General features: G+C 62.5%; 26 protein-coding genes. 14 read left to right on the top strand and 12 right to left on the bottom strand.

The window, feature by feature from the left end:
* From GZH79_RS13650 to GZH79_RS13630, 5 genes are all read left to right on the top strand, one after another.
* Positions 1-843: thymidine phosphorylase (locus GZH79_RS13650; protein ID WP_249219194.1), on the top strand; the 843-nt coding region annotated here is incomplete at its 5' end.
* Positions 840-2,036: a phosphopentomutase gene (locus GZH79_RS13645; protein ID WP_211644334.1), complete on the top strand. Its 1,197-nt coding sequence runs from the start codon at positions 840-842 to the stop codon at positions 2,034-2,036. The genes GZH79_RS13650 and GZH79_RS13645, both read left to right, overlap by 4 nt.
* Entirely contained in the window at positions 2,033-3,022 is a 990-nt protein-coding gene (locus tag GZH79_RS13640; protein WP_211644333.1) for an adenosine deaminase, read from the top strand. Before GZH79_RS13645 ends, GZH79_RS13640 begins: the two co-directional genes overlap by 4 nt.
* Positions 3,019-3,672, top strand: coding sequence for a uracil phosphoribosyltransferase (upp, locus tag GZH79_RS13635; protein ID WP_211644332.1), 654 nt, complete (start codon positions 3,019-3,021; stop codon positions 3,670-3,672). Before GZH79_RS13640 ends, upp begins: the two co-directional genes overlap by 4 nt.
* A 96-nt stretch (positions 3,673-3,768) precedes the next feature.
* Positions 3,769-5,115 (top strand): SPOR domain-containing protein, encoded by a 1,347-nt coding sequence (locus GZH79_RS13630; RefSeq protein WP_211644331.1) that lies wholly within the window; start codon positions 3,769-3,771, stop codon positions 5,113-5,115.
* Between the two features lie 6 nt (positions 5,116-5,121).
* On the opposite strand, the gene GZH79_RS13625 is transcribed toward GZH79_RS13630, so the two are convergent.
* Entirely contained in the window at positions 5,122-6,135 is a 1,014-nt protein-coding gene (locus tag GZH79_RS13625) for a hypothetical protein (RefSeq protein ID WP_211644330.1), read from the bottom strand.
* A gap of 212 nt (positions 6,136-6,347) precedes the next feature.
* Between GZH79_RS13625 and GZH79_RS13620 the strand changes: the two genes are divergently transcribed.
* Both GZH79_RS13620 and GZH79_RS13615 read left to right on the top strand, forming a co-directional pair.
* A complete protein-coding gene (locus GZH79_RS13620; protein WP_211644329.1) occupies positions 6,348-6,992 on the top strand; it encodes a sulfotransferase family 2 domain-containing protein in 645 nt (214 codons plus the stop codon).
* A gap of 185 nt (positions 6,993-7,177) precedes the next feature.
* The gene (locus GZH79_RS13615; protein WP_211644328.1) at positions 7,178-7,816 is read left to right on the top strand and encodes a Hint domain-containing protein; all 639 of its coding nucleotides are present in this window, start codon (positions 7,178-7,180) and stop codon (positions 7,814-7,816) included.
* 85 nt (positions 7,817-7,901) lie between these two features.
* Here GZH79_RS13615 and GZH79_RS13610 read toward each other — a convergent pair whose 3' ends face one another.
* The 9 genes from GZH79_RS13610 to GZH79_RS13570 all read right to left on the bottom strand — a co-directional run bounded on the left by GZH79_RS13610 (position 7,902) and on the right by GZH79_RS13570 (position 16,974).
* Complete coding sequence (locus GZH79_RS13610) at positions 7,902-10,100, bottom strand: 3-hydroxyacyl-CoA dehydrogenase NAD-binding domain-containing protein (protein ID WP_211644327.1); 2,199 nt, start codon at positions 10,098-10,100, stop codon at positions 7,902-7,904.
* Complete coding sequence (locus tag GZH79_RS13605) at positions 10,097-10,570, bottom strand: hypothetical protein (RefSeq protein WP_211644326.1); 474 nt, start codon at positions 10,568-10,570, stop codon at positions 10,097-10,099. Before GZH79_RS13605 ends, GZH79_RS13610 begins: the two co-directional genes overlap by 4 nt.
* A gap of 15 nt (positions 10,571-10,585) precedes the next feature.
* Positions 10,586-11,797, bottom strand: a complete 1,212-nt coding sequence (locus tag GZH79_RS13600) for an acetyl-CoA C-acetyltransferase (RefSeq protein ID WP_211644325.1) — start codon at positions 11,795-11,797, stop codon at positions 10,586-10,588.
* An 11-nt stretch (positions 11,798-11,808) separates the two neighbouring features.
* The gene (locus tag GZH79_RS13595) at positions 11,809-12,441 is read right to left on the bottom strand and encodes a glutathione S-transferase (protein ID WP_211644324.1); all 633 of its coding nucleotides are present in this window, start codon (positions 12,439-12,441) and stop codon (positions 11,809-11,811) included.
* A gap of 257 nt (positions 12,442-12,698) precedes the next feature.
* Positions 12,699-12,911 (bottom strand): hypothetical protein, encoded by a 213-nt coding sequence (locus GZH79_RS13590; protein ID WP_211644323.1) that lies wholly within the window; start codon positions 12,909-12,911, stop codon positions 12,699-12,701.
* Between the two features lie 52 nt (positions 12,912-12,963).
* Positions 12,964-14,739 carry an acyl-CoA dehydrogenase C-terminal domain-containing protein gene (locus tag GZH79_RS13585; protein WP_211644322.1) on the bottom strand — a complete coding sequence of 592 codons (1,776 nt, stop codon included), beginning with the start codon at positions 14,737-14,739 and terminating at the stop codon, positions 12,964-12,966.
* A gap of 33 nt (positions 14,740-14,772) precedes the next feature.
* Entirely contained in the window at positions 14,773-15,174 is a 402-nt protein-coding gene (locus tag GZH79_RS13580; protein WP_211644321.1) for a MerR family DNA-binding transcriptional regulator, read from the bottom strand.
* A gap of 246 nt (positions 15,175-15,420) precedes the next feature.
* Positions 15,421-15,789, bottom strand: a complete 369-nt coding sequence (locus tag GZH79_RS13575; RefSeq protein WP_211644320.1) for a MerR family DNA-binding transcriptional regulator — start codon at positions 15,787-15,789, stop codon at positions 15,421-15,423.
* Between the two features lie 54 nt (positions 15,790-15,843).
* The gene (locus GZH79_RS13570) at positions 15,844-16,974 is read right to left on the bottom strand and encodes a putative manganese transporter (protein ID WP_211644319.1); all 1,131 of its coding nucleotides are present in this window, start codon (positions 16,972-16,974) and stop codon (positions 15,844-15,846) included.
* A gap of 96 nt (positions 16,975-17,070) precedes the next feature.
* Here GZH79_RS13570 and GZH79_RS13565 point away from each other — a divergent pair, with 96 nt between their 5' ends.
* The 6 genes from GZH79_RS13565 to GZH79_RS13540 all read left to right on the top strand — a co-directional run bounded on the left by GZH79_RS13565 (position 17,071) and on the right by GZH79_RS13540 (position 23,933).
* Positions 17,071-17,550, top strand: a complete 480-nt coding sequence (locus GZH79_RS13565) for a PaaI family thioesterase (protein ID WP_211644318.1) — start codon at positions 17,071-17,073, stop codon at positions 17,548-17,550.
* Complete coding sequence (locus tag GZH79_RS13560) at positions 17,547-18,035, top strand: PaaI family thioesterase (protein ID WP_211644317.1); 489 nt, start codon at positions 17,547-17,549, stop codon at positions 18,033-18,035. Before GZH79_RS13565 ends, GZH79_RS13560 begins: the two co-directional genes overlap by 4 nt.
* Positions 18,028-19,344 carry an MATE family efflux transporter gene (locus GZH79_RS13555; RefSeq protein WP_211644316.1) on the top strand — a complete coding sequence of 439 codons (1,317 nt, stop codon included), beginning with the start codon at positions 18,028-18,030 and terminating at the stop codon, positions 19,342-19,344. The genes GZH79_RS13560 and GZH79_RS13555 overlap by 8 nt, the downstream gene beginning before the upstream one ends.
* Before the next feature lie 136 nt (positions 19,345-19,480).
* A complete protein-coding gene (dnaG, locus tag GZH79_RS13550; protein WP_211644315.1) occupies positions 19,481-21,442 on the top strand; it encodes a DNA primase in 1,962 nt (653 codons plus the stop codon).
* 167 nt (positions 21,443-21,609) lie between these two features.
* Positions 21,610-23,583 (top strand): RNA polymerase sigma factor RpoD, encoded by a 1,974-nt coding sequence (rpoD, locus tag GZH79_RS13545; RefSeq protein WP_211644314.1) that lies wholly within the window; start codon positions 21,610-21,612, stop codon positions 23,581-23,583.
* An 80-nt stretch (positions 23,584-23,663) separates the two neighbouring features.
* The gene (locus GZH79_RS13540; protein WP_211644313.1) at positions 23,664-23,933 is read left to right on the top strand and encodes an HlyU family transcriptional regulator; all 270 of its coding nucleotides are present in this window, start codon (positions 23,664-23,666) and stop codon (positions 23,931-23,933) included.
* Positions 23,934-23,972: 39 nt separating this feature from the next.
* Here GZH79_RS13540 and GZH79_RS13535 read toward each other — a convergent pair whose 3' ends face one another.
* Together GZH79_RS13535 and GZH79_RS13530 are read right to left on the bottom strand one after the other, a co-directional pair.
* Positions 23,973-24,128: a hypothetical protein gene (locus GZH79_RS13535; RefSeq protein ID WP_211644312.1), complete on the bottom strand. Its 156-nt coding sequence runs from the start codon at positions 24,126-24,128 to the stop codon at positions 23,973-23,975.
* A 4-nt stretch (positions 24,129-24,132) separates the two neighbouring features.
* Positions 24,133-24,807: an SDR family oxidoreductase gene (locus GZH79_RS13530; protein WP_211644311.1), complete on the bottom strand. Its 675-nt coding sequence runs from the start codon at positions 24,805-24,807 to the stop codon at positions 24,133-24,135.
* Positions 24,808-24,861: 54 nt separating this feature from the next.
* Here GZH79_RS13530 and GZH79_RS19255 point away from each other — a divergent pair, with 54 nt between their 5' ends.
* Positions 24,862-24,993 carry a hypothetical protein gene (locus GZH79_RS19255; RefSeq protein ID WP_283094813.1) on the top strand — a complete coding sequence of 44 codons (132 nt, stop codon included), beginning with the start codon at positions 24,862-24,864 and terminating at the stop codon, positions 24,991-24,993.
* Positions 24,994-25,092 lie beyond the last annotated feature (99 nt).

Genomic DNA, 25,092 nt, shown 5'->3' with positions numbered 1-25,092 from the left:
GGCGGCATCGCCCCCGCCGACCGCCGTCTTTATGCGATCCGCGACGTGACCGCGACGGTGGCGTCGGTCGATCTGATCACCGCCTCGATCCTGTCGAAAAAATTGGCCGCCGGGCTGGGCGCCATGGTGCTGGACGTCAAGGTCGGCTCCGGCGCCTTTATGAAATCGCAGGATGATGCGGCCGCACTGGCCCGCGCGCTGGTCGATACCGCCAACGGCGCAGGCTGCCCCACTGCTGCGCTGCTGTCCGACATGAACCAGCCGCTGGCCCCCGCGCTTGGCAACGCGACAGAGGTGGCGATCTGCATTGACCTGCTGGAAGGCAACACCGCCCATGCCCCCCGCCTGCTGGATCTGTGCCTGTCGCTGGGTGAAGCCGTGTTGACGCTGGCGGGGCAGGGCGATGGCGCGCGCGCCCGCCTGACGGGTGCGCTGCACAGCGGTCAGGCCATGGAACGCTTCGCGCGGATGATCCACGCGCTGGGCGGCCCGCCCGATATGGGCGAAGACTGGCGCACCCACCTGCCAGACGCGCCTGTGGTCGTGCCCTTGCCCGCATGGTCGGACGGCCACATCGCCCGCATCGACGGAGAGGCGCTGGGCCTTGCCGTGGTCGTACTGGGCGGCGGGCGCGCGGTCGAACATGACCGGATTGACCCCGCCGTCGGCTTGACAGCGGTTGCCCGGTTGGGGCAACGGGTGTCCCTTGGCGATCCCGTCGCCACCGTGCATGCCCGCACCCGCGATGATGCGGACCGCGCCGCAGCGGCGGTGCGGGCTGCCATCACGCTGGGGGATGCCCCGATCGAGGCTCCTCTGATCTTGGACAGGATTTTGACATGACACGTGCTTTTCTGGTCGTCATCGACTCTGTCGGGATTGGCGGCGCTCCCGATGCGGACCAATTCTTTAACGGCACGGTGCCTGATACCGGGGCCAATACCATCGCCCATATCGCGGACGGCTGCGCCGCATTGGACCGTGGACCGCTGGCCCTGCCGACGCTGGATGCGCTGGGTCTGGGCCGTGCGCTGACGCTGGCCAGCGGCGCTGTGGCGGCCGGTTTGGATGCGACCCCGACGGGGGCATGGGGGGCTGCGACCGAAATCAGCCGTGGCAAGGATACACCGTCGGGCCATTGGGAACTGGCAGGGGTGCCGGTGCCGTGGGACTGGCATTATTTCCCCGACACGCAACCGGCCTATCCCGACGACCTGACCGTCATGATCTGTCAGGCCGCAGGCACCGGTGGCATTCTGGGCAACCGTCATGCATCCGGCACGCAGGTCATCGACGACGAAGGCGCGCGCCACATCGCAACCGGCTGGCCCATCGTCTATACCAGCGCCGACAGCGTGTTGCAGATCGCAGCCCACGAAGACCACTTTGGCCTGGATCGCCTGATGAAGCTGTGCGCCGATCTGGCCCCCACGCTGCACGCCATGCGGATCGGGCGCGTGATCGCGCGGCCCTTTGTCGGGTCTGTCGAGGACGGTTTCAAACGCACGCCGCACCGCAAGGATTTTGCCATCGCACCGCCCAGCCCGACGATCTGCGACGATGTCAAAACGGCTGGCCACCCCGTTCATGCGGTCGGCAAGATCGGGGACATTTTTTCCATGCGCGGCATCGACGATGTGCGCAAAGGTGCCGACCGCGATCTGATGCGCCACTTGAACGATCTGGTGGAAACGGCCGCCGACGGTGCCTTTGTCTTTGCCAATTTCGTGGAATTCGACAGCGAATACGGCCACCGCCGTAATATTCCGGGCTATGCCGCCCATCTGGAATGGTTCGATGCGGCACTGGCCGATCTGCTGCCACGCCTGCGGGACGGCGATCTGTTGATCGTCACTGCGGACCACGGCAACGATCCCAGCTGGATCGGCACCGATCACACGCGCGAACGCGTGCCGGTGCTGGTCCACGGAATGGGCGCGCGCGCGCTTGGTCCATTGGCCTTTGTCGACGTCGCCGCCACGATCTCGGATCATCTGGGCGTGCCCCACAGCGGACCGGGAAGGTCATTTCTATGAATTTTCGCAGCCAACCCAAGGTCGAACTGCACACCCACATCGAAGGCATGGCGCCGCCGGATTTCATCCGCGATCTGGCGCGTGAAAAGCGGGTCAACCTATCCGCCATCTTTGATCCCGACGGCGGTTATGTGTTTCGCGATTTCGCGCATTTCCTGTCGGTCTACGATCAGGCCTGCACCGTCCTGACCGGGCCAGAGGAATTTTACCGCCTGACCCGCGCCGTGCTGGCGGAATCCGCCTTTCATGGCGTGATCTATACGGAAACCTTTCTGTCGCCGGATTTCTGCGGTGGCGGCGACGTGGTCGCGTGGCGCGATTATCTGGCCGCCATCGCGCAGGCGGCATCCGACGCCGAACGCGATGACGGTATCGTGCTGCGCGGCATCGCCACCGCCGTGCGTCACCACGGGCGGGACGCCTGCCGCAAGGCCGCGCGCTGTGCCGCCGAAACTGCAGGGCCGTTTCTGACCGGGTTCGGTCTGGCCGGGGCGGAACTGGACGGACGGCCCGCCGATTTCACCTATAGCTTTGACATGGCACGCGAAGCGGGGCTGCAACTGACCGCCCACGCAGGCGAATGGGGCGATCCCGGCCGCATCCGCGAAACGCTTGATGCATTGGGCGTCGCACGGCTGGGGCATGGCATCCGTGCCATCGAAGACCCCGCGCTGGTGGCGCTTCTGGCCGAGCGCGGCATCACGCTAGAGGTCTGTCCGGGGTCCAACGTCGTGCTGCGCGCGGTCGATAGCTGGGACGATCACCCAATTGCCAAACTGCGCGAGGCGGGCGTGCCGATCACCGTGTCCACCGACGATCCGCCGTTCTTTCACACCACGATGACGGCGGAATATGAAAACCTGTCGCGCACATTCGGCTGGGGCCACGATGATTTTCTGGCGATGAACAAGGCCGGGATCGCCGCCGCATTCTGTGATAGCGACACCAAGGACGCGATCCTCAAACGACTGGAGCCCGCAACATGATTACCGATCACAGCACCGCCGACGGCCATCTGACCCATGTCATCCACCCGCTGGTGCAGCACAAGCTGACGCTGATGCGCCAGACCGCGACATCGACCGCCGTGTTCCGCCAACTTCTGCGCGAGATCAGCCAACTTCTGGCGTATGAGGTGACGCGCAGCCTGCCGCTGACGACCGAACGCATCGACACGCCGCTACAGCCGATGGACGCACCCGTGCTGGACGGCAAGAAACTGGCGCTGGTATCGATCCTGCGGGCGGGAAACGGCCTGCTGGACGGCATCCTTGAACTGGTGCCGTCGGCGCGGGTGGGTTTCGTCGGGCTTTACCGCGACGAAGAAACGCTCAAACCGGTGCAATATTATTTCAAGGTGCCGCAGGCGCTGGACAACCGCATGGTGATCGCCGTCGATCCGATGCTGGCGACGGGCAATTCATCCGTCGCGGCGATTGACCTGCTCAAGAACGCGGGGGCGACGAACCTGCGTTTCCTGTGCCTTTTGGCAGCGCCCGAAGGCATCGCCCGGATGAAAGACGCGCATCCCGATGTGCCCATCGTCACAGCAGCGGTAGACGAACGCCTGAATGACAGTGGATATATTGTTCCAGGACTAGGGGATGCGGGCGACCGCATGTTCGGCACAAAATAAGCGGCCTCTTTTCCATAAATTTCTTTACTTGAGGTCGGCTATTTGCGATTCTCTGCACAATTGTGGCTGAGAATTGGAATTGTTGACGTGACAGGTATGTCGAAAAGTATTGCGATGGCCGTGGCGCTGGCTGCGGGCGCAGCGTCGCCATCGCTGGCGCAACGGATTTCGATACCAGCGGAATTTCCGCCGTCCAGCTACACCGGATCGCAGTATGTCGACAGTCAAGGCTGTGCCTTTGTGCGGGCCGGGATGGATGGCCGCACCAACTGGGTGCCCCGCGTGGACCGCCGCCGCCAGCAGCTTTGCAACTTTCAGCCCAGTTTGACCGCCGACGAAATACGGGCGATGTCGAATACCGTTGTGGCAGACCTGCCGATCCTGAATATCACCGCCGAACCGCAGGCCGATGACAGCACACCGACGCCGGCCCCCCGCGTTGCGCGCGCAGCACCTGCGGCGACCCCCGCGCCGCGTCCGGCACGTGTTGCTGCCGCAGCGCCAGCGCCCGTAGTCGCACCGTCGCCGCGCGTCGTAGCGGCCCCCGCGCCAGCCCCGCGCAACATCACCTTGGCGCAGGCCTGTGTCGGTCGGTTTGGCATTCAACCCAGATTCATCAGCTCCAGCACGGGGCAGCCCATTAACTGTGGTCCGGCCCCGCGCGCAACGGTCGCAGCCGCGATACCGCCTGTCGCGCAACGTGGTCCCGAACGTATCACATTGGCCCAAGCCTGCGCCCGCATCGCATCGGGCGAACGGCTGGTCAGCGTTGGCGGTGCGCCGATCGCCTGTCCGCAGACCGCCACAGCGCCGCTGCGCGTCGTCAGGGCGCAACCGAACCTTGATGCACGGTCGCAGATGGCATCCAATGGATGTGGCATCAATTACCTGTCCGGCGAAACACGCTATCCGGTCCGGTGCGGCCCGCAGATGCAGTCGCCGTCTGGTGTTGTGACGCGCAGCATCGCCAGCCCCGCAATGGCAAGCGTATCGACCCGCACTGCGCCACAAACGCGCAACGGTGTGCCTGAATCGAATGTGCCCGCCGTTGTCGCGGCCCCGGCGTCACCACCCAACGGGTACGCGCCTGTCTGGGACGATGGCCGGATCAATCCGCAGCGGGGCCTGCCGCAAACGCAGGCCATGGTGAAAACCGCACCGCAGGCACGCGTGTCCAGCCGGTCTGTGGCCCCCGTGACCGCGCCCGCACCCCGCGCGGCATCGACCGGGCACAGCTACGTGCAGGTCGGCAGCTTTGGCGACCCTGCCAACGCAGAGCGCCTGATCGCAAGGTTGCAGGCTGCAGGTCTTCCGGTGGCATCCGGGCGTTCCGGTGGGTTAAAGGTCATCGCCGCCGGACCCTTCGCATCCGCGTCTGATCTGCAGCGGGCGTTGGGCATGGTGCGCAGCATGGGATTTGCCGACGCTTACACGCGCGGCTGATCAGGTCTAGGCGTCGCAGATGCCCTGCAATTGAATCCATTCCGCGTCTGTCAGGATGGGGGTCAGCTGTTCGGTGTCGTCACCGCCCCGGGTCAACAAAAGCGCCGCGTTCTGTCCGCGTGCCGTGCGCAGCGCAGCATAGGGCGCACTGGGCACGCGCGCTGCGGCAAATGCCGCCAGCAACGCGTCTTCTGATACGACGGACTGTGGCCGATCAATCAGGGTCTGCGCATATCTGGCCAACGTCCCCGATGGCAGTTCACCTGTCGTCATCAGATGGACTGTGGCGCGCAATCCAGCCAGTTCCAGCACGGGGCGCAGAGGATCGGGATCGTTCGCGACTGCGGCAAGGACCTCTCCGGCGACGACGGCGGGATCATCGTAGCGCGCCAGCACTGCACGGTTGATCACGGTGATCTGTCCGGGCAACAGCACCGGACCGGGCAGGGGGGCGGGCAGCACGACGGTCTGGCCTGCCGCATTTGGACCCAACAGACGTGCGCGCAACCGGTCCAGTGCGGCGACGCCGCGCGGACTGCGGCAGACGGGCCCGGCCTGCGCCTGCATGTGGCCCAGAATACGCGCGCCCAGTTCTGCGCGACGGGCGTCCGGCGTGGCGGCCAGCGCCTGATCGCGCAACGCGTCCGGTCCCGATATCGCAGCCACTGCCAGCACGGCGGCGATGATCGCGCCTGACATCCAATATCGCAATCGCCCCGGTTTGGGTTCGGACCGTGCGATCGACACGCGCACCGCTTCGATCGCTGCGATCATCGCGGTGTCTTCGATCTCTAGCGTTTCGCCGGCATCCGGGCCGGGACGAAAGATGGCGGGCGTATCATGCGGATTGACCCGTTCGACAGCAGGCAATGACCAATGGCTCAGCGGGCGTTCTGCCATATCGCTGACGATCAGCGTGGCCTTGCCGAACGACACCAGCACCTCGCGGCGCTGTTCTGTTCGGATCGGCCGCCATAGTCCAAGGCTTTCCAGTCGGTCATATTGATCGAGTGCCGTCATCTGCCTCTGCCGTGTTGGGTCCACAATGTCTAAAGCGCGGCTGGTGGTTGCCGCAACGCTATTCTGGGGATTTCGACACAAGCCCGAAGACATGACCGCCGCTGCTGGCCAAGACCCTTGCCCCGGTGTCGATGGTCCGACACGATCCGCCGCATGACGGTCCGGTCTTGCAACTTCACGTTCCCATGTGTCGCCGCCGCAGGTGGTGTGCGGTGATCCTGTCACCGGCACGCCGGTTTCTGTTTGTGCATATCCCAAAAACGGGCGGTACGTCCTTTGCCACGGCCTATGACGCCCGTGCCGCGCGCGACGATATCCTGATCGGGGATACCCCAAAGGCGCGGCAGCGCCGGCGTCGGCTTGATGACCTGTCGGCACCCGGCCGCCTGTGGAAACACAGCCGCATCGCCGATATCGACGCGCTGATCCCGCTGGATCAACGGTCTGGATTTTGCACGATGGTTCTGGTCCGCAACCCATGGGCGCGGTTGGTCAGTTATTACCACTGGCTCAGGCCGCAAACGTTCGATCACCCTGCGGTCATGCTGGCATGCCGTTTGTCATTCAGTGACTTTGTGAACCATCCCCATACGCAGGCCAGCCTGACGGCGCATCCCTATGCGTCCTACGTTACCGACCGGCAGGGCGTGCAATGGCCCACGCATTTCGTGCGGCTTGAATCCTATGCACAGGACATGATCCCGGTCATGGCGCATCTGGGGTTTGGTTTGCCGCTGCCGCACATTAACGCATCCGACCGGCCCGACGATTGGCGTGGGTGCTACAGCGACCGGGACGCCGCAGTGGTGGCCCGGCTGTGTTCGGCAGATATCGCACGGTCCGGCTACTGCTTCTGACGTTACGTCGCGATGGTTTCCAAAATGTTAAATAATCCCGCCTCGCCCCGCTTATTGCACTGCGTCGGCACGCCAGTGCCCGAAACTTGCCGCTTTTCGGACCAACAGCCGCCCCGCGAATCAATCTTTCTGTGATGACAGGTCACTTGCCGCCACACGTCAGCCACACTTGGAAAGGTCACGCCATGTTCGATTTCGTCTGGAACAGCACCCCAGCTACGGCACCCTGGACACAGGATTTCGGTCATGGCCTGATCAGCGGCACAAAGCTTGCCACACAGATCGGCTGGCGCACGGTGGATGCGATCGTGCCGGGCGATCAATGCCTGACCTTTGACGGCGGTTTGCAGACGGTCACATCTGTGGAGTGTCATGCGGTGCAAACCGGTGGTGCGGCATCCGATCCGACGACATGGCCGCTGACGGTGCCTGCCGGTGCGCTGGGAAACAAGGAACCGCTGCTGTTGCTACCTGATCAGGCCGTTCTGGTCGAAAGCGACACCGCCGAAGCGGTGTTTGGCGATGCCTTTGCACTGATCCCGGCAAAGGCGCTGGATGGATTGCGCGGCATCCACAGATCCCCGCCGCCCGACACGATCAACGTGTTCTTTGTCCGCTTTGCGCAGGATGAGATCGTATTTGCCAATTTCGGTGCATTGTTCCAGTGCCCGGCACAGGCCGATCTGCTGGCCGACCCGGTGGACCCCGCCTACAAGATACTGACGCTGGATCAGGCAAAGCTGCTGGTGCAGTGCCTGACCCAAGAAGACCTTGGCCATGCCGATCCCCGGCAAGCCGCGCAGGCATTTCGCATCGCCGCATAAGCCTGCGTTCCGCCCTCTGGGACGAAAAAGCGCGACCCTTGGACAAGGGCCGCGCATTTTTGTTTTTGATGTCGCGTTTTCGCGCTCAGGCGGCAGCGTCGACGCCTTCACCAAAGCGGGCGTAGAACGTGCCGTTCTTGTCGGCCAGTTCGCGCAGCAGATCGGGTGTCTTGAACCGGTCGCCGTGGGTTTCGGTCAGCATATCGCAGGTTTCGGCGGCAAAGGGCGCGCCGATGATGTCCAGCCAGCTGAACGGACCGCCCGACCAAGGGGCAAAGCCCCAGCCCAGTATCGCGCCCACGTCGCCTTCGCGGATGTCGGTCAAAACCCCGTCTTCAAGCGCGCGGACCGCTTCCAGCACTTGCGCGAATAACAGGCGGTGCTGCACCGTGATCAGGTCGGGCTGTTCATCCGCCACGGGATATTGCGCGGCCAGCGCGTCCCACAACCCGGTGCGCTTGCCCTTTTCGTCATAGGCATAGAACCCGGATTTCGATTTGCGCCCCATCCGGCCCTGATCGGCCATCCAGAACAGCACCTCGTCCACCTCTGCGTCGGGATAGGCATCGCCCATCGCCAGTTTCGTGGCCTTGGCGATTTTCACACCCAGATCGATGCTTGTTTCATCGACCAGTTGCAGCGGGCCCAGCGGCATCCCGACCAGCTTGGCCGCGTTTTCGATCAGGGCGGGGTTCACCCCCTCTTTTACCATGCGGATGCCTTCGTTGATGTAGGGAATGATGCAGCGGTTGGCATAAAAGAACCGCGCATCGTTGACCACGATCGGGGTCTTGCGGATCTGGCGCACGAAATCCAACGCCTTTGCCACGGCCACATCGCCGGTCTTTTCACCCTTGATGATTTCCACAAGGTTCATCTTGTCCACGGGCGAAAAGAAGTGGATGCCGATGAACTTGTCCGCGTCCTGTGCGGCGGCCGCCAGTTCGGTAATCGGCAGGGTAGAGGTGTTGGTCGCAAAGATACAATCGGGGCCGACCACGTCCTGCACCTTTTTCGTGACCTCGGCCTTGACGCCCATGTCCTCGAACACGGCCTCTACGATCAGGTCGCAGCCTTTCAGGGCGGCGTAATCGGTCGTCGCCGCGATCAGGCCCAGTACCTGTTCTTTCTTCTCGGGCGTTGCTTTCTTGCGGCTGATGCCCTTGTCCATGTAGTCAGCGGTATAGGATTTGCCCTTGTCCGCCGCGGCCTGTTCGGCATCAATCAGGACGACCTGAATGCCCGCCAGCGCCGATACCAGCGCGATCCCGGCACCCATCATGCCCGCGCCGATCACGCCGACCTTTTGCACCTTCTGGTCTGCCACGTCGGGGCGGTTGGCGCCTTTTTCCAGCTTTTCCTTGTTGATGAACAACGACCGGATCATCGCGCTGGACGACGGGTTCAACAGCACGTTGGTGAACCAGCGCGCTTCGATCTTCAGCGCGGTGTCAAAGGGCACAAGTGCGCCTTCGTAGACCGCCGACAGCATCGCCTTGGCCGCCGGATAGACGCCTTGGGTATTGCCGTTGACCATTGCGGATGCCCCGACAAAGGTCATGAAACCCGCCGGATGATAGGGCGCGCCGCCCGGCATTTTGTATGCCTTTTCATCCCAGGGCTTCACGATACTGGGTGATGACAGCACCCACGCCTTGGCCTTGTCCAACAGGTCGTCGGCGGGCACCACCTCGTCGATCACACCGGCCTTCATGGCGGCGGTGGGATCATTCATCTTGCCCTGCAACAGCAGCGGCGATGCTGCCATCGCGCCCAGCTTGCGCGACAGGCGCGTCGTGCCGCCGGCACCGGGGAAAATCCCGACCATGATTTCCGGCAGGCCGATCTTGGCCTTGGGGTTGTCTGCGGCAAAGATGCGGTGACAGGCCAGCGGGATTTCCAGACCGATCCCCAGTGCGGTGCCGGGCAGGGCGGCAGCAATGGGCTTGCCGCCCTTGTTGGTCTTCGCGTCCATGCCCGCGCGTTCGATCCGGCGCAGCACACCGTGCATGTCCATCACGCCGTCGAAAATCGCCTGCGCGGGGTTGTCGGACCCGTCACGCATCGCCGCGATGATATTCAGGTCCATCCCCCCGGCAAAGCTGTCGGGCTTGCCCGATGTGATGACGATCCCCTTCACTGCATCGTCTGCCAGCGCCTCACCGACCATCCGGTCCAGATCGGCAAAGCCCTGCTGGTTCATCACGTTCATGGACTTGCCTTGCGTGTCCCAAGTGATGACGGCGACACCGTCGGCGTCGGTTGTCATGGTAAAATCGGTCATGGTTTTGTCCTTTCGACTGTCGGGGACGGCTGCGGCGATCCGGGCGCGCGCGTGCCGTCGTGTTCGGTATGAAACAGGTATCCGTCGGCGGCCCCCATGCCGGTCGTCAGCTGGCAACACCGCCAGATGTCGCCCTGACGGACCAGTACCTTGGTGGACCGAAAGCGCGGCATGACCCGCTTGCCGTCGGCTAGAATGTCGGTGTCGTAAGTGCCAATGACACGGGCGTCGCCGTCGGGTTGCAGGTCGGTGACGGTCCGCAACATGTGGGTCACGCGGTAGACGCGGAACAGACCGCGCCACGCGCTGAACTTCGCGGCAAACTCTGCGTCGGTTTCGATCAGTGACCTGCGGTCGTGGGATACGATCAGGGTGGGCCGGGCAAAGCGATCGGCCCAGCCCGCGCCGTCATTGGCATGGGCATGGTCGATCACCCCGTCCAGCCAGTCCTGAAAGTATCTGCGTTCCACGACGGCAGCCCCGGATCAGACGCGTTCGATGATCGTGGCCGCACCCATGCCAGACGCGATGCACAGCGTGGCCAGACCCGTGCCCTTGCCCGTGCGTTCCAGCTCGTCCAGCAGGGTGCCGATGATGATCGCGCCTGTCGCGCCCAGCGGGTGGCCCATGGCGATGGACCCGCCGTTCACGTTGACCCGGTCGGCGTCCACATCGAACCGCTGCATGAACCGCAGCACGACCGACGCAAAGGCCTCGTTCACCTCGAACAGGTCCAGATCACCGATCGCCATGCCGCTATCGGCCAAAATCTTTTCGGTGACGGGCACGGGGCCGGTCAGCATGATGGTGGGATCGGTGCCGATCTTGGCCGTCGCACGGATGCGCGCGCGCGGTTTCAGACCCATCGCATCGCCCCATGCCTTGGACCCGATCAGCACGCCAGCGGCGCCGTCCACGATGCCGGACGAATTGCCCGCGTGGTGGATGTGATTGATCCGTTCCAGATGCGGATATTTCATCAGCGCGATCTTGTCGAAGCCGGGCATGGTTTCACCCATATCCTTGAACGACGCTTTCAACGCGCCCAGGCTTTGCATGTCGGTGCCGGGACGCATGTATTCGTCCCGCTCCAGAATGGGCAGGCCGTTCACGTCACGCACAGTGACGACGGATTTATCAAATCGGCCATCGGCCCATGCGGCAGCGGCGCGTTTCTGGCTTTCGACGGCCAGCGCATCCGCGTCATCGCGGCTGAACCCGTATTCGGTGGCGATGATGTCTGCGCTGATGCCCTGCGGCACAAAATAGCTGTCCATCGCGATCGACGGATCGACGGCAATCGCCGCCCCGTCGCTGCCCATGGCAACCCGGCCCATCATTTCCACGCCGCCCGCGATATAGGCCCGACCGGCGCCGCCGCGCACCTGATTGGCGGCCAGATTGACCGCCTCCATCCCAGAGGCGCAAAAGCGGTTGATCGCAAGTCCCGGGATCGACTGGTCCAGATCGGACGCCAGCACGGCGGTCCGGGCCAGACAGCCGCCCTGTTCGCCGACCTGCGTGACATTGCCCCAGATCACGTCCTCGACCGCGTGGCCCTGCAGATCGTTGCGCTCTTTGAGCGCGTTCAGCACACCAGCGGACAGCCGGGCGGATGTGACTTCGTGCAGCGCACCGTCCTTGCGGCCCTTGCCGCGCGGCGTGCGGATCGCGTCATAGATATAAGCGTCGGTCATCGTCTTCTCCTTCAGGCCGCGTCAAGCGCGCGCGGCATCAGATCATAGGGGTGTTTCCATCCGTCCGTGGCGGCCAGCCGGTCCAGCCAGGCGTCCACGTGGGGAAATGCGCTGCGATCGAACCCGTAGGGTTCGTCGTAATAAAGGTATCCGGCGCAGGCGATATCGGCGACCGTCAGACGGTCGGCAGCCAGCCAGTCGCGCCCGTCCAGATGCTGGTCCATCACCTTCAGCGCCGATGTCAGGCGCATCAGCAGAAAGTCGTTCACATCCGCGCTGCGCTTGTCGGCAGGCAGAAAGTTCGTGTTGAACCGCAAAGGTCCGGCCAGCCCGCTGACTTTGTGGTTGTCAAAGAACATCCAGCGCAGGATCTCGCGGCGTTCGGCGGCAGAATGCCCCCCCAGCTTGCTGGTCTTGCTGCTGATGTAGTCCTGAATGACCGCTGACTGAGTCAGCACCATGTCGCCGTCCACCATCACGGGCACCTCACCCATGATGTTGAGCGCGCGAAACTCCGGCGTGCGGGTCGCGCCCTTGAAGAAATCGATAAAGACAGGCTCCCACGCGACATCCGCCAGCGTCATCGTCAATGCGGCCTTGTAGGCGTTTCCGCTTTCGCCAAAGCAATGCAGCTTGATCGTCATGTCTCGCCCTCCCGGTGAATGTCACGCCTGTGCGTGGCGCTGTGTTTGAGTATTTTTGGCAAGATGATACCAAAGGCCGTCAATCTTTTCTTAACCTCGCCGTCGTCATCTACTGATGCGGTACAGGCTGGAGAGCCGATGACCGCGCAAGGTGATGCGTCCGTTAACGGCCACATCGTCGGGGCAAGGTGAACATCGTATCATCTTGCCCCAAATACTCCCGCCGGAGGCTCCTGTGGCTGCAACCGGGGCGGGCGTCACTTCTTACGCGCCTCGAGCTCTGCATTGAACAACCTCAGTCTGTGCCCGAACGTATCGTGATCCAGCACGCTGTCGAAATTCTCGAACAGGAACGAAAGCGCCTCTCCTTCGTCCAGACCCGCCTCCTTGGCGAAGCGTTTCAGGCGGCGATAGCCGTCTTCGGTCATCGCAACGGGGAAGCGGCGTGTCAGGCGCAGGCGTTTGGGCATCGGGCTCTCCTTTTGGGGCAGCGTAGGGCGGGACAAAGCCCGCCGCCACCCATCAAAAGCTTGCGGCCTCCAGCGCCATGACCGTATCCGCGCCGCTGTTGATACGGGCCAGATGCATGCCGGTCGCGGGCAATTGCCGCGCCATGTAGTAGCGACCGGTGGCGATCTTGGTCTCGAAGAACGCTGTATCGGATGCACCATTGTCCAGTGCTTCCATCGCGGCCTTTGCCATCTGCGCCCACATGTAGCCCAGGCAGACGTGACCCATCAGGTGCATGAAGTCATATGAACCCGCCAGCGCGTTGTTGGGGTTTTTCATCGCACCCATGAAATACATCGCGGCGGCCTGCATATCCTTGCTGGCCTGTTTCAGCGGATCAAGGAAATCCGACTTCAAGGCCTCATTGCCTTCGTTTTCCTTGATGAAGCTTTTGATCATGTCGAAAAAGCCCATCAGGTGCTTGCCGCCGTCGACCGCCAGCTTGCGGCCCACAAGGTCAAGCGCCTGCACACCGTTGGCCCCTTCGTAGATCATGGCGATCCGGGCGTCGCGGGCGAACTGGGACATGCCCCATTCCTCGATATAGCCGTGGCCGCCGTAGACCTGTTGTGCGGCGGTGGCGTATTCGAACCCCTTGTCGGTCAAAAAGCCCTTGATCACAGGGGTCATCAGCGAAATCAGGCCGTCCGCCTGCGCGTCTTCCGCACGGTGTGCGCGGTCGATCAACATGGCACCCCAAAAGGTGAACGCGCGCGCGCCTTCGACAAAGCTTTTTTGATCCATCAGGTTGCGACGGATATCGGGATGCACGATCAGTGGATCGGCGGGACCATCGGGATTTTTGGCCCCCGTGACATCGCGGCCCTGCAGGCGGTCGTTCGCATAGGCGACCGCGTTCTGATACGCAACTTCGGCCTGCGCGTAGCCTTGCAGGCCCACGCCCAGACGGGCTTCGTTCATCATGACGAACATGGCGCGCATGCCCTTGTGTTCCTGTCCCAGCAGGTAGCCGGTCGCGCCGTCATAATTCATCACGCAGGTCGAATTGCCGTGAATACCCATCTTTTCTTCGATCTTGCCGACGGACACCCCGTTGCGGTCGCCCAGGCTGCCGTCGTCCTTGACGATGAATTTCGGCACGATGAACAGCGACACGCCCTTGATCCCCTCGGGGCCGCCGGGGATTTTGGCCAGCACCAGATGGATGATGTTATCGGCCATGTCGTGATCGCCGGACGAGATAAAGATTTTCTGGCCCGTCACCTTGTAGCTGCCATCGTCCTGCGGTTCCGCCTTGGTCCGCATCAGGCCCAGATCCGTGCCGCAATGCGGTTCGGTCAGGTTCATGGTGCCGGTCCATTCGCAGCTGGCCAGTTTGGGCGCAAAGGTGTCTTTTTGCGCGTCTGATCCATGCGCAAGGATCGCCGACAGCGCGCCATGCGTCAGGCCCTGATACATGTTGAACGCCATATTGGCGGACACCATCGGTTCGTTCACGGCCGTGTTCAGCACATAGGGCAGGCCCTGACCGCCGTATTGTTCCGGCACGTCCAGTGCGGTCCAGCCGCCTTCGCGAACCTGATCAAAGGCATCCTTGAAACCCTTTGGCGTGCGTACGACACCGTTTTCCAGGGTGCAGCCTTCGGTGTCGCCCACGGCATTTAGCGGGTGCAGGACGTCGGATGACAGCTTGCCGGATTCTTCCAGCACGGCGGCGGTGAAATCGCGGTCCAGATCCGCGAATCCGGGAATATCCTGTTCGGACACTTTCAACAGGTCGTGCAGGACGAATTGAAAATCCTTGTGCGGCAATGTGTAGGTGGTCATCTGCTGTCTCTCCTCCGATTGTCGTGTCGCGGGTCAGGCCGCGTCCGACGTGTTCCTTGAAATTTCGGCAAGCTGTTTGGCACCCCAGTCCATCTGGGTTTGCAGTTCGGCGATGGCTTCGTCCAACTCGGCGCGCTGGGCCTGCATGTCCGCCAGATGTTTTTGCGCCAGCTCATAGGTTCGGCTCAGCTGTGTTTGCTGTCCATCGTCCATATGATACAGATCCAGCAGCTGGCGGACCTCTTCAAGGCTGAAGCCAAAGCGCTTGCCGCGCAGGATCAGCTTCAGCCGGGCGCGGTCGGACCGCGTGAACAGGCGTTTCTGGCCGACCCGCTGGGGGAACAGCAATTCCTTTGCTTCGTAAAAGCGCAGCGTCCGGGGCGTCACGCCAAAGGCGTCGCACATCTCGCGGATGTTGAGCATGTCAGTGGTCATCGAACATTCCAGTAATAGGTGACTGTCTTGTTCCCAAAGTGAGGGTCTGGGAACATTCCTACAACCCTGTTGACGTATACGTAAACGAAACGCCACGTCACTTTTTTGGTGACCAAAGGTCAGTCGCGGATCGTCTGGATGTCAAACTGGAATCGTCATGGCGCGGGGGGCAGGGGGGCAGTTCGATCACATCTGCCCTGATACCGTTTCGTCAGGTGTTTCAGGCCAGTGGTTCAGACCGTCGTTTCAGCCCAGTGTCTTGGCGGTATCGTCGCGCAGCTTTTTGAGTTCGGCCATGGTTTCATCCAGTTGTCTGCGCTGTTCGGCCAGTTCGTCCAGCTGTTTGCCGGCCAGATTGACCCAGGTGCGCATCTGCGCCCTGTCGCCTTCGGAATCGCGGATCATCAACCACTGGCGAATGTCCTCCAGCGGGAACCCAAAGCGACGGCCCCGCATGATCAAGGTCATGCGCGCGACTTCACGCGGACCATAGAACCGCGACCGGCCTTCGCGTTCGGGCGACAAAAGCTCTATATATTCGTAGTATCGCAAGGTGCGCGGCGTCACGTCGTACTTGGCGCACATTTCCTTGAACGACAGGCGTTTGTCCGGCATCGCGATTTCCTCCTGCCCCTAAGCTAACACGCCTGAACAGAAGGGCAATCGCCGCTAGTTCAAGACGCCCGGTGCAAACCAGAAGAAACCATACGCCATGATCAGGGCGGGCACCGTCGAATAAATGGTCGCCCAGAACGCGGCTTTGGGGTCCAGTGCAATCGCCGGGAACAACGCATCGCCATCGTTGCTGATTGCATTGCCCATCAGCGCGGCAAAGGGGATCAGCCCGTTGACATACATCGTCGTCACAAGCACCTGCGGACCGCATCCCGGCACCAATCCGATCAACACCCCCATCAGCGGCAACAGCGGCAAAACAGAGCCGAACAGCAGTTCCAGATCGACGCCGCCGAATGCCACCAGATAATCATAGGCCAGATAAGCACCGATCACCCAGACAGAGATGAAAGACGTCTCCTCTGCCATGCGGGTAATCGGGGCATCATGCATATTGCTCATGGCGACCAGGCGGCTGGTGGCCCAGATGAACAGACCGATGGCTGTGCCGGTCAAACCGATAATCGGCAGTGCGGGGCCGTATATTTGTTCCAGATCGCCGCCAGCCAGTTGCGTGATGCCGATGATCAGGCCGGGCATGGCCAGCAGACCGAACAACCAGTCCTTTATGCGGGGCCTTCCGATGCGCGGCACCTGCGGCATGGGTTTGTCCGGCGGGGTCAGCGAAATCGACGGCAGCCGATCCACGATCCAGCCCGACAGGATACCGACGGCAAATGACAGCGGTAGCACCACAGCAGCCGCGTCGGGACGCGTAGCGATCAACAGGAACGCGGCGTCACCCATCGTCGCTGTCAGGGTCGCCACGACAGCGCCAAAGCGGACGTTGCCCGATGAATAGGCGGCCACCACAACCACGGCCCCGCCGCAGCCGGGCGTGGCCCCCAGCAACGCCGCCATCGGCACCTGCCAGCGGTTCGCGCCCTTTAGTGCTTCGCCGATGTTGAACTTGAACACCCGTTCCGCCCCGTAAAACAGGATCAGCGTCGCCGCGACGAACACACTGACCTGCGTATAGGCATCAACCATCAGACTGCGGGTCAGCGAACCCAATTCCCCGGGCGCGACGGCCAGCAGAACGAACAGCAGTGCGACCAGCAGGCGACGCGGTCGAAAATGGCCGATCCGTACGGGCGGCTGGGCGGCGACATCTGTAAGGCTCATGGCATTCCCAGTTGCGAATTATTCTCAATAAAAGATATAGGGGTTGCGCCGCGCGCCGCAAGTGCCAAGTTGACGCGCAGTTCAAAGGGCGACCGCATGACCGAAATTCCCCCGACCCCGGCTGATCCGGCGGATAAAACCCAGGCTGACAAACGCGAAAAGATTGCCCGCCAGTTCATCGCGATGATCCCCCATGCCCGCGCGCTGGGCATGCAGGTCACAGACGTCGGCCCCGGTCTGGCAGAGGTGACGATGCCATACGATCCGCGCCTTGTGGGCGATCCCGACACCGGGGTGATTCATGGCGGGGCGGTATCGGCCCTGATGGATACCTGCTGCGGTGCGGCGGTGATCGCGCATCCCGACGCGTCGCTGGGCACCGCCACCATCGACTTGCGGATCGATTATATGCGCGGCGCAACCCCCGGCCAGCAGATCCGCGCGGTCGCGACATGCTACCGGATGACCCGGTCGGTCGCTTTTGTGCGCGCCAACGCCTATGACGACGACCCCGACAACCCGGTGGCCTGCGCAACCGGCGCGTTTACCGTCGAACGTCCAAAGGACACACCATGAGCCGCCGCCCCGAACCCGTGCAGGTCGTCAAGCAACGCCGCGACACCGCCCTGCAATCGCTCGTGGCGGGCGTGCCCTATATCCAGTTTCTGGCCATTACATTCGATCGGCGCGGCGACGAGCTGACGGGTCTTTTGCCCTATGACGACATGCTGATCGGGAACCCGATGCTGCCCGCGATCCACGGCGGTGTCACGGCCGCCTTCCTCGAGGTGACGTCGATCATCACGCTCAGCTGGTTCAGCCAGTGGGATGCGCTTGAATCGGGCGAAACAATCGAAGACGCGCCGCGTCGCCTGCCCAAAACCATCGACTTTACCGTGGATTATCTGCGGTCGGGCCTGCCGCGCGATGCCTATGCGCGTGCGCGGATTACCCGGTCGGGGCGGCGTTATGCCTCTGTCCATGTCGAAAGCTGGCAAGACAACCGCGCGCGTCCCTTTGCACAGGCCACCGGGCATTTTCTGATGCCGCAAAATGGCTGACACGCTGACGCACCGGCGCGTCCTGCATATTGCGCTGCCGGTCGTCATTTCGAACGCGACGGTGCCGATCCTTGGCGTGGTTGATACAGCGGTTGTCGGGCAGTTGGGGCAGGCCGCGCCGATTGGTGCGGTCGGCATCGGTGCGATCATCCTGACGGCGATCTACTGGATCTTCGGTTTTCTGCGGATGGGCACCTCTGGCCTGACAGCGCAGGCAATCGGTGCGTCCGACACGGCCGAGGTGGCGGCCCTGCTGTCACGGTCTTTGATGATCGGGCTTGTGGCGGGTGCGGCGATCATCGCCCTGCAATGGCCCTTGTTCGCAGGGGCGTTCTTGGTGTCACCGGCCAGCGCAGAGGTCGAAATCCTCGCCCGACAATACATGGGCGTGCGCGTCTGGTCCGCACCCGCCGCCATCGCGCTTTACGGCATCACCGGCTGGTTGATTGCCCAGGAACGCACGGGCGCGGTTCTGGGACTGCAGGTCTTGATGAATGGCATGAACATCGGGCTCGACCTGATTTTCGTGCTTGGCTTCGACTGGGGCGTGCCGGGGGTGGCGTGGGCGACATTCCTTGCGGAATGGTCGGGCCTGCTGTTTGGCCTGTGGCTGTGCCGTGCGGCCTTTGCCGTGACCGCATTGCGCGACTGGCCGCGGGTCTTTGATCGCGCACGGCTGGTCAACATGGGCCGCGTGAATTCCGACATCATGATCCGGTCGGTGCTGTTGCAGGCGGTGTTTGTCAGCTTTTTGTTCTGGGGGTCGGATTTTGGCGATGTCCAGCTGGCGGCCAACCAGATCCTGCTGCAATTCCTGCATGTCACGGCCTATGCGCTGGACGGTTTCGCCATCGCGGCAGAGGCATTGGTCGGGCAGGCCATGGGCCGCCGTGATCCCGGACACCTGCGCCGCGCAGCACTTTTGACCAGCGGCTGGGGGCTGGCGGTCTCTGCCGCGCTGGCGCTGGCGTTTTTTGGGGCCGGTCCCGCAATCATCGATATCATGACCACGGCGGACCCGGTGCGCGATGTGGCGCGCGTCTATCTGCCATACATGGTCGCAGCCCCGCTGCTTGGGGTGGCGGCGTGGATGCTCGACGGCATCTTCATCGGCGCGACCCGCACCACGGACATGCGCAACATGATGATCGTCTCTGCGGCCGTGTATTTTGCGGCGGTGATCCCGCTGATGGCCGTTTTCGGCAACCACGGCCTGTGGCTGGCGCTGCTGCTCAGTTTCATTGTGCGCGGGCTGACCCTGGGACTGCGCTACCCCGCACTCGAACGCGCGGCCGTGCAATCGGGCTGACGCTGCGCATCATCTTGCCTCAAATACCTCCGGGGGAGGCGCGATAGCGCCGGGGGCAGCGCCCCCCGCCACGTTATCCACAACTACTGGTCGCCAGCCACTCGACTCCGCGCCCCGCAACCCCGATATTGTGGGCATGTCCCTGCCTCCCGGTTTCCTTGATGAATTGCGCACCCGGCTGTCGATTTCCGACGTGGTCGGGCGCAAGGTCATGTGGGACAGCCGCAAATCGAACCCCGGCAAGGGCGACATGTGGGCGCCATGCCCGTTCCATCAGGAAAAATCCGCGTCCTTCCACGTCGATGACCGCAAGGGGTTCTATTACTGCTTTGGCTGCCACGCAAAGGGCGACGCGATTTCTTTCGTGCGCGAAACCGAAAACGTGGGATTCATGGAAGCGGTCGAGATTTTGGCCGGAGAAGCCGGCATGACCATGCCCGCCCGCGACCCCCAAGCGCAGGAAAAGGCCGACGCCCGCACCGAACTGGCCGATGTGATGGAACAGGCGGTGCAGCATTTCCGTCTGAACCTGAACACCGCCGCCGCCACGCAGGCCCGTGAGTATCTGACGCGGCGCGGTCTGGACGGCGATGCCTGCCAGCGCTGGGACATTGGGTTTGCCCCCGACCGGGGCGGTGTGCTGGCCGCGCTGACGGCCAAGGGCATCCCGCAGCAGATGGTGATCGACGCAGGTCTGGCCGCCGCATCCGAACGGGGTGGCGCGCCCTATGACCGGTTTCGCGGGCGCATCATCTTTCCGATCCGCAACGCACGTGGGCGACCGATCGCGCTGGGCGGCCGGGCGATGGACCCCGATGCCAAGGCGAAATACTACAACTCTCCTGAAACGCTGCTGTTCGACAAATCCCGTACGCTTTACAACATCCAGAACGCCCGCACGGCGGCAGGCAAGGGCCAGCCCCTGGTCGTGGCCGAAGGGTACATGGATGTCATCGCCCTGTCAGAATCGGGGTTCGGGGCCGCTGTGGCGCCCTTGGGCACGGCGGTGACCGAACATCACCTTGCGATGCTTTGGCGGATCGCGGACGAACCCGTGATCGCGCTGGATGGTGATACTGCCGGACTGCGTGCGGCGATGCGCACCATCGACGTGGCGCTACCCTTGCTGACCGCCGGAAAATCCCTGCGCTTTGCCATCATGCCTGCGGGTCTGGACCCCGACGATGTGCTCAAACAGCAGGGCAAGGGCGCGATGCAGGCGATCTTCGACGCTGCCATCCCGATGGTGCAACTGTTGTGGCAACGCGAAACCGAAGGCCGCAGTTTCGACAGCCCGGAACGCCGCGCGGCACTTGATAAGGCCCTACGCGACCGCACTGCGGTCATCACCGATCCCGGTCTGCGCGGCCACTACGACCAAGCGCTCAAGGAATTGAAGTGGCAGTTGTTCAAGACCCGCAAGCCGCAGGCGCGCAGCGGCCAGCGCAACGTGGCCTTCAAACGGGGGCAAGAAGACTGGCACCGTGATCTGGCGCCCTCTGCGTCCAACCGCAGCTCTGCGCTGGGCAGCGGCACCGCCCGCGACGACCATCTGCGCGAAGCGGTGATCTTTGCCACCTTGATCGCAACCCCGGCGGCCATCGAACCTTTTGTGGCGCAGATCGAACAGATGGACTGCACAGACCCCGATCATGCCGCCCTGCGCGCCCTGATCCTGCGCGCCGACCCCGCCGATGACATGGCAGCCACCATTGATGCCGCCGGTCTGTCGGCCACGGTGGACAGGCTGTCGGCGCAGAATATGGTCCGGCTGTCGTCCGGCCTGCGCAAACCCGGCGATCTGGCGTTTGCCGCGGCCTGTCTGGCAGAAGCTTTTGCCAAATTGTCCACCGCGCGTACGCTTCCCCAAGAGCTCCGCGAGGCGCAAGAGGATCTCGACGCAGGCGACGAAGGGCTGACATGGCGGCTGCGTCAGGCGACGACAGCCCGCGATCGTGCGGCGATTATCGCGTCGGGCAGTGCCGGTGAAATGATCGTGGCCGACAACGGCGCGGAACTCGACAGTGATGAACTTTCGGCCGCGCGTGCGCTTTGGGACGCGCTGGCGATTGCAAACCCTGACAAGGACCCTAAATAGCGTGGCTAAGAGGGCGTCCGGGCAGGGCGTCCTTAGGATAGATGCAACATCAGCCGATTTTGATGCTCTGCTGGTTGCGAATCGCGCCAATCGCGCGTTGATTCGGAAATAGCCGAATCACCCGAATCATTGGGACTGATCGTTGCCGGAACGAGGGAGACCGCACCATGGCCGCCAAAGACAACGACGACCGCAAGGACAATTCCGACAGCGATATTTCCCTCGACCTGAGCCAGGCCGCCGTCAAACGCATGATCGCTGACGCGCGCGAACGCGGCTACATTACCTATGATCAGTTGAACGCGGTCATGCCACCGGATCAGGTATCGTCCGACCAGATCGAAGACGTCATGTCGATGCTGTCGGAAATGGGCATTCAGGTCACGGAAGAAGAAGAATCCGAAGAGACCGAAGAAAACAAGGCCAGCACCGATGTTGCGACCATCGCCGGATCGCGCGATGTGGTGCTGGGCGGGGCAGAGGCTGAAAAGCTGGATCGCACCGACGATCCGGTGCGGATGTATCTGCGCGAAATGGGCAGCGTCGAATTGCTGTCCCGCGAAGGCGAAATCGCCATCGCCAAACGGATCGAGGCCGGCCGCAACACCATGATCCTTGGGCTTTGCGAAAGCCCGCTGACATTTCAGGCCATCACGATCTGGCGCGACGAACTGCTGTCCGAAGACATCTTGTTGCGCGACGTCATCGATCTGGAAACCACATTCGGCAACCAGTTGGGCGACGAAGACACCGAAACGCCGGTCGTTGCGACCGCACCGGATGCAAAATCCGGCGACGACGGTCAGGAATTGGACGCCGACGGCAATCCGATTGCCAAGGACGATGACGACGACGATGACGAACAGGCCAACATGAGCCTGGCCGCGATGGAAGCAGCGCTGAAACCGCGCGTGCTGGAAACGCTCGATATCATCGCCCGCGACTTTGCCAAACTGTCCGACATGCAAGATGCCCGCATGGACGCGACGCTGAACGAAGACAGCAGCTTTTCCGCGAACGAAGAAACCACCTATCAGGTGTTGCGCGCGGAAATCGTGGAAATGGTGAACTCGCTCCACCTGCACAACAACCGCATCGAAGCGTTGATCGACCAGCTTTACGGGATCAACCGCCGCATCATGCAGATCGACAGCGCAATGGTGAAACTGGCCGATCAGGCCCGGATCAACCGCCGCGAATTCATCGATGCCTACCGTGGCCGCGAACTGGACCCGAACTGGCTGGAAGAAATCGGTGAAAAGACCGGACGCGGTTGGTCGATGCTGCTGGAACGGTCGTCTGACAAGATCGAGGAACTGCGCGGGGACATGGCGCAGGTCGGGCAATACGTCGGCGTCGATATCACCGAATTCCGCCGGATCGTCTCGCAGGTCCAGAAGGGTGAAAAAGAAGCCCGCGCCGCGAAAAAGGAAATGGTCGAAGCCAACCTGCGGCTCGTCATTTCGATTGCCAAGAAATACACCAATCGCGGTCTGCAATTCCTTGATCTTATTCAAGAAGGCAACATTGGCCTGATGAAGGCCGTCGATAAATTCGAATATCGCCGCGGGTATAAGTTCAGCACCTATGCGACATGGTGGATCCGTCAGGCGATCACGCGCAGTATCGCCGATCAGGCCCGGACGATCCGTATTCCGGTGCATATGATCGAAACGATCAACAAACTGGTCCGTACCGGCCGTCAGATGCTGCACGAAATCGGCCGCGAACCCACACCGGAAGAGTTGGCAGAAAAACTGCAGATGCCGCTGGAAAAGGTCCGCAAGGTGATGAAAATCGCCAAGGAACCGATCAGCCTTGAAACCCCGATCGGGGACGAAGAAGACAGCCAGCTTGGCGATTTCATCGAAGACAAGAACGCGATCCTGCCGCTGGACAGCGCCATTCAGGAAAACCTGAAGGAAACCACCACCCGCGTGCTGGCCTCACTGACCCCGCGTGAAGAACGTGTGCTGCGGATGCGGTTCGGCATTGGCATGAACACCGACCACACGCTGGAAGAAGTTGGCCAACAGTTCAGCGTGACGCGCGAACGGATTCGTCAGATCGAAGCCAAGGCGCTGCGCAAGCTCAAGCATCCCAGCCGGTCGCGCAAACTGCGGTCCTTTCTGGACCAGTGACCGCGCCCGCCGCATGATACGACCGCAAAAGGGCAATCAGATGATTGCCCTTTTGCATTTCAACCGAAAGGAGCCGCCCGATGTCGATCCTGTCCAAATTGTTTGGCCGCGCCGCAGCACCGGCGCCACAGACCGAAACGCACAATGGCTTTCGTATCGTGCCAGACCCGCAACCCGACGGCAAAAGCTGGCGGTTGGCGGCGCGCATTGAACGGGACGCAAACGGTCAGACGCAAGTGCACCACCTGATCCGCGCCGATGTGCTGCAGACCCATGACGAAGCGATCGCCGCATCGCTGCAAAAGGCGCGTCAGGTCATCGACGAACAGGGCGATGCCCTGTTCCGCTAAAATGCGGCAGGCCATTCCAGCGAACAATCGTCCTGCCGATCAGCGGTCCGCCTGGTTGGGGTCGTTGGTTGTTCCCGGCACGCCGGGCGTATCCTTGTCTGTCGTGGGGTCCGGTTTGCGGGGTGGCAGGCCTGTGTTGTCGGCCTGTTCGGGATCGTTGGTGGTGCCACGTCGGGCGGGTGTCTTGTCGGTCATCGGTTTAACCTCTGGGCATCAGGAAAATTTCGCGCACGTCGTTCACGTCAGACGCGTTCAGCGCCAGCATGACGGCATCCGCCACGTCTTCGGGTTGTAGTTTGTCGGGTTTGGGTTCGTCGAAAAACGCGGTGTTCACCATGCCCGGTGCAACCACGGTGCAGCGGCCACCCCATTCTTTCATTTCTTCGGCAAGGTTCCCGGCGTAGCCATGCACGAACCATTTCGTCGCGCCGTAAACCGATCCCGCGATATGCCGCCGTCCTGCCGCTGACCCGGTCATGACCATGTGGCCCTTGGACTTTTGCAGATGTGGCATGGCCGCCTTGGTGGTTTTCAACAGCGCCATCACGTTCAGATCGATCATCGCCTGCCATTCGTCGATCTGCCCGGCGTCGGTGCCGCCGTGCGACGTTCCGCGCCCGGCATTGGCAAACGCGGCATCGACGCGGCCAAACCTGTCGGCCAGTTGATCCAGCGCTGCGACCTGTGTGTCGTAGTCAGTCGCATCACCGGGCTGGGCGATCGCCTTGTCACCCAGCTCTGCCACAAGCGCATCCAGCTTGTCCTGCGATCGCGCGAACAGGCCCACGTTCCAGCCGTCGGCTACTGCCTTGCGGGCCGTGGCTGCGCCGATGCCGCTCGATGCGCCTGTGATAAACAGCGTCTTGTCGCTCATGTGATCTCTCCTATGGTTGCTGTCCAACGTTTTCCCCTGACCGAAAGGTTCCGCATGCAGACCACCTTTACCGTTGCGACAGATGGTCCCGGCCTGACAGAAATCACGCCCCGTATCGCCAGTTGGGTCACAGACTGCGGTGGCGACGGGTTGCTGACGCTCTTTGTCCAGCTGACCTGCCACTGAACTTTCATCCAGCGGGAACCGGAGCCCTTTGGGTTGATAGGCCTATTTGCGCAGGTGGAGCAACCGACATCCGTGCGGAGCTTTCAGATGGCGCAGCGC

Origin of the sequence: Loktanella sp. SALINAS62 (assembly GCF_018263905.1) — a bacterium.
Taxonomy (GTDB): Bacteria; Pseudomonadota; Alphaproteobacteria; order Rhodobacterales; family Rhodobacteraceae; genus Loktanella.
The sequence above is the reverse complement of the archived record's forward strand: the minus strand, read 5'-3'. Positions and strand labels throughout refer to the sequence as shown.

Coding starts and splice junctions, on each gene's coding strand:
- GZH79_RS13625 (WP_211644330.1), bottom strand. CDS start 6,135: ATGACGGCACTCGATCAATATGACCGACTGGAAAGCCTTGGACTATGG.
- GZH79_RS13540 (WP_211644313.1), top strand. CDS start 23,664: ATGTCGATCCTGTCCAAATTGTTTGGCCGCGCCGCAGCACCGGCGCCA.
- upp (WP_211644332.1), top strand. CDS start 3,019: ATGATTACCGATCACAGCACCGCCGACGGCCATCTGACCCATGTCATC.
- GZH79_RS13640 (WP_211644333.1), top strand. CDS start 2,033: ATGAATTTTCGCAGCCAACCCAAGGTCGAACTGCACACCCACATCGAA.
- GZH79_RS13560 (WP_211644317.1), top strand. CDS start 17,547: ATGAGCCGCCGCCCCGAACCCGTGCAGGTCGTCAAGCAACGCCGCGAC.
- GZH79_RS13580 (WP_211644321.1), bottom strand. CDS start 15,174: ATGACCACTGACATGCTCAACATCCGCGAGATGTGCGACGCCTTTGGC.
- GZH79_RS13595 (WP_211644324.1), bottom strand. CDS start 12,441: ATGACGATCAAGCTGCATTGCTTTGGCGAAAGCGGAAACGCCTACAAG.
- GZH79_RS13610 (WP_211644327.1), bottom strand. CDS start 10,100: ATGACCGATTTTACCATGACAACCGACGCCGACGGTGTCGCCGTCATC.
- GZH79_RS13570 (WP_211644319.1), bottom strand. CDS start 16,974: ATGAGCCTTACAGATGTCGCCGCCCAGCCGCCCGTACGGATCGGCCAT.
- GZH79_RS19255 (WP_283094813.1), top strand. CDS start 24,862: ATGCAGACCACCTTTACCGTTGCGACAGATGGTCCCGGCCTGACAGAA.
- GZH79_RS13585 (WP_211644322.1), bottom strand. CDS start 14,739: ATGACCACCTACACATTGCCGCACAAGGATTTTCAATTCGTCCTGCAC.
- GZH79_RS13535 (WP_211644312.1), bottom strand. CDS start 24,128: ATGACCGACAAGACACCCGCCCGACGTGGCACCACCAACGATCCCGAA.
- dnaG (WP_211644315.1), top strand. CDS start 19,481: ATGTCCCTGCCTCCCGGTTTCCTTGATGAATTGCGCACCCGGCTGTCG.
- GZH79_RS13555 (WP_211644316.1), top strand. CDS start 18,028: ATGGCTGACACGCTGACGCACCGGCGCGTCCTGCATATTGCGCTGCCG.
- GZH79_RS13530 (WP_211644311.1), bottom strand. CDS start 24,807: ATGAGCGACAAGACGCTGTTTATCACAGGCGCATCGAGCGGCATCGGC.
- GZH79_RS13565 (WP_211644318.1), top strand. CDS start 17,071: ATGACCGAAATTCCCCCGACCCCGGCTGATCCGGCGGATAAAACCCAG.
- rpoD (WP_211644314.1), top strand. CDS start 21,610: ATGGCCGCCAAAGACAACGACGACCGCAAGGACAATTCCGACAGCGAT.
- GZH79_RS13590 (WP_211644323.1), bottom strand. CDS start 12,911: ATGCCCAAACGCCTGCGCCTGACACGCCGCTTCCCCGTTGCGATGACC.
- GZH79_RS13575 (WP_211644320.1), bottom strand. CDS start 15,789: ATGCCGGACAAACGCCTGTCGTTCAAGGAAATGTGCGCCAAGTACGAC.
- GZH79_RS13645 (WP_211644334.1), top strand. CDS start 840: ATGACACGTGCTTTTCTGGTCGTCATCGACTCTGTCGGGATTGGCGGC.
- GZH79_RS13615 (WP_211644328.1), top strand. CDS start 7,178: ATGTTCGATTTCGTCTGGAACAGCACCCCAGCTACGGCACCCTGGACA.
- GZH79_RS13600 (WP_211644325.1), bottom strand. CDS start 11,797: ATGACCGACGCTTATATCTATGACGCGATCCGCACGCCGCGCGGCAAG.
- GZH79_RS13630 (WP_211644331.1), top strand. CDS start 3,769: ATGTCGAAAAGTATTGCGATGGCCGTGGCGCTGGCTGCGGGCGCAGCG.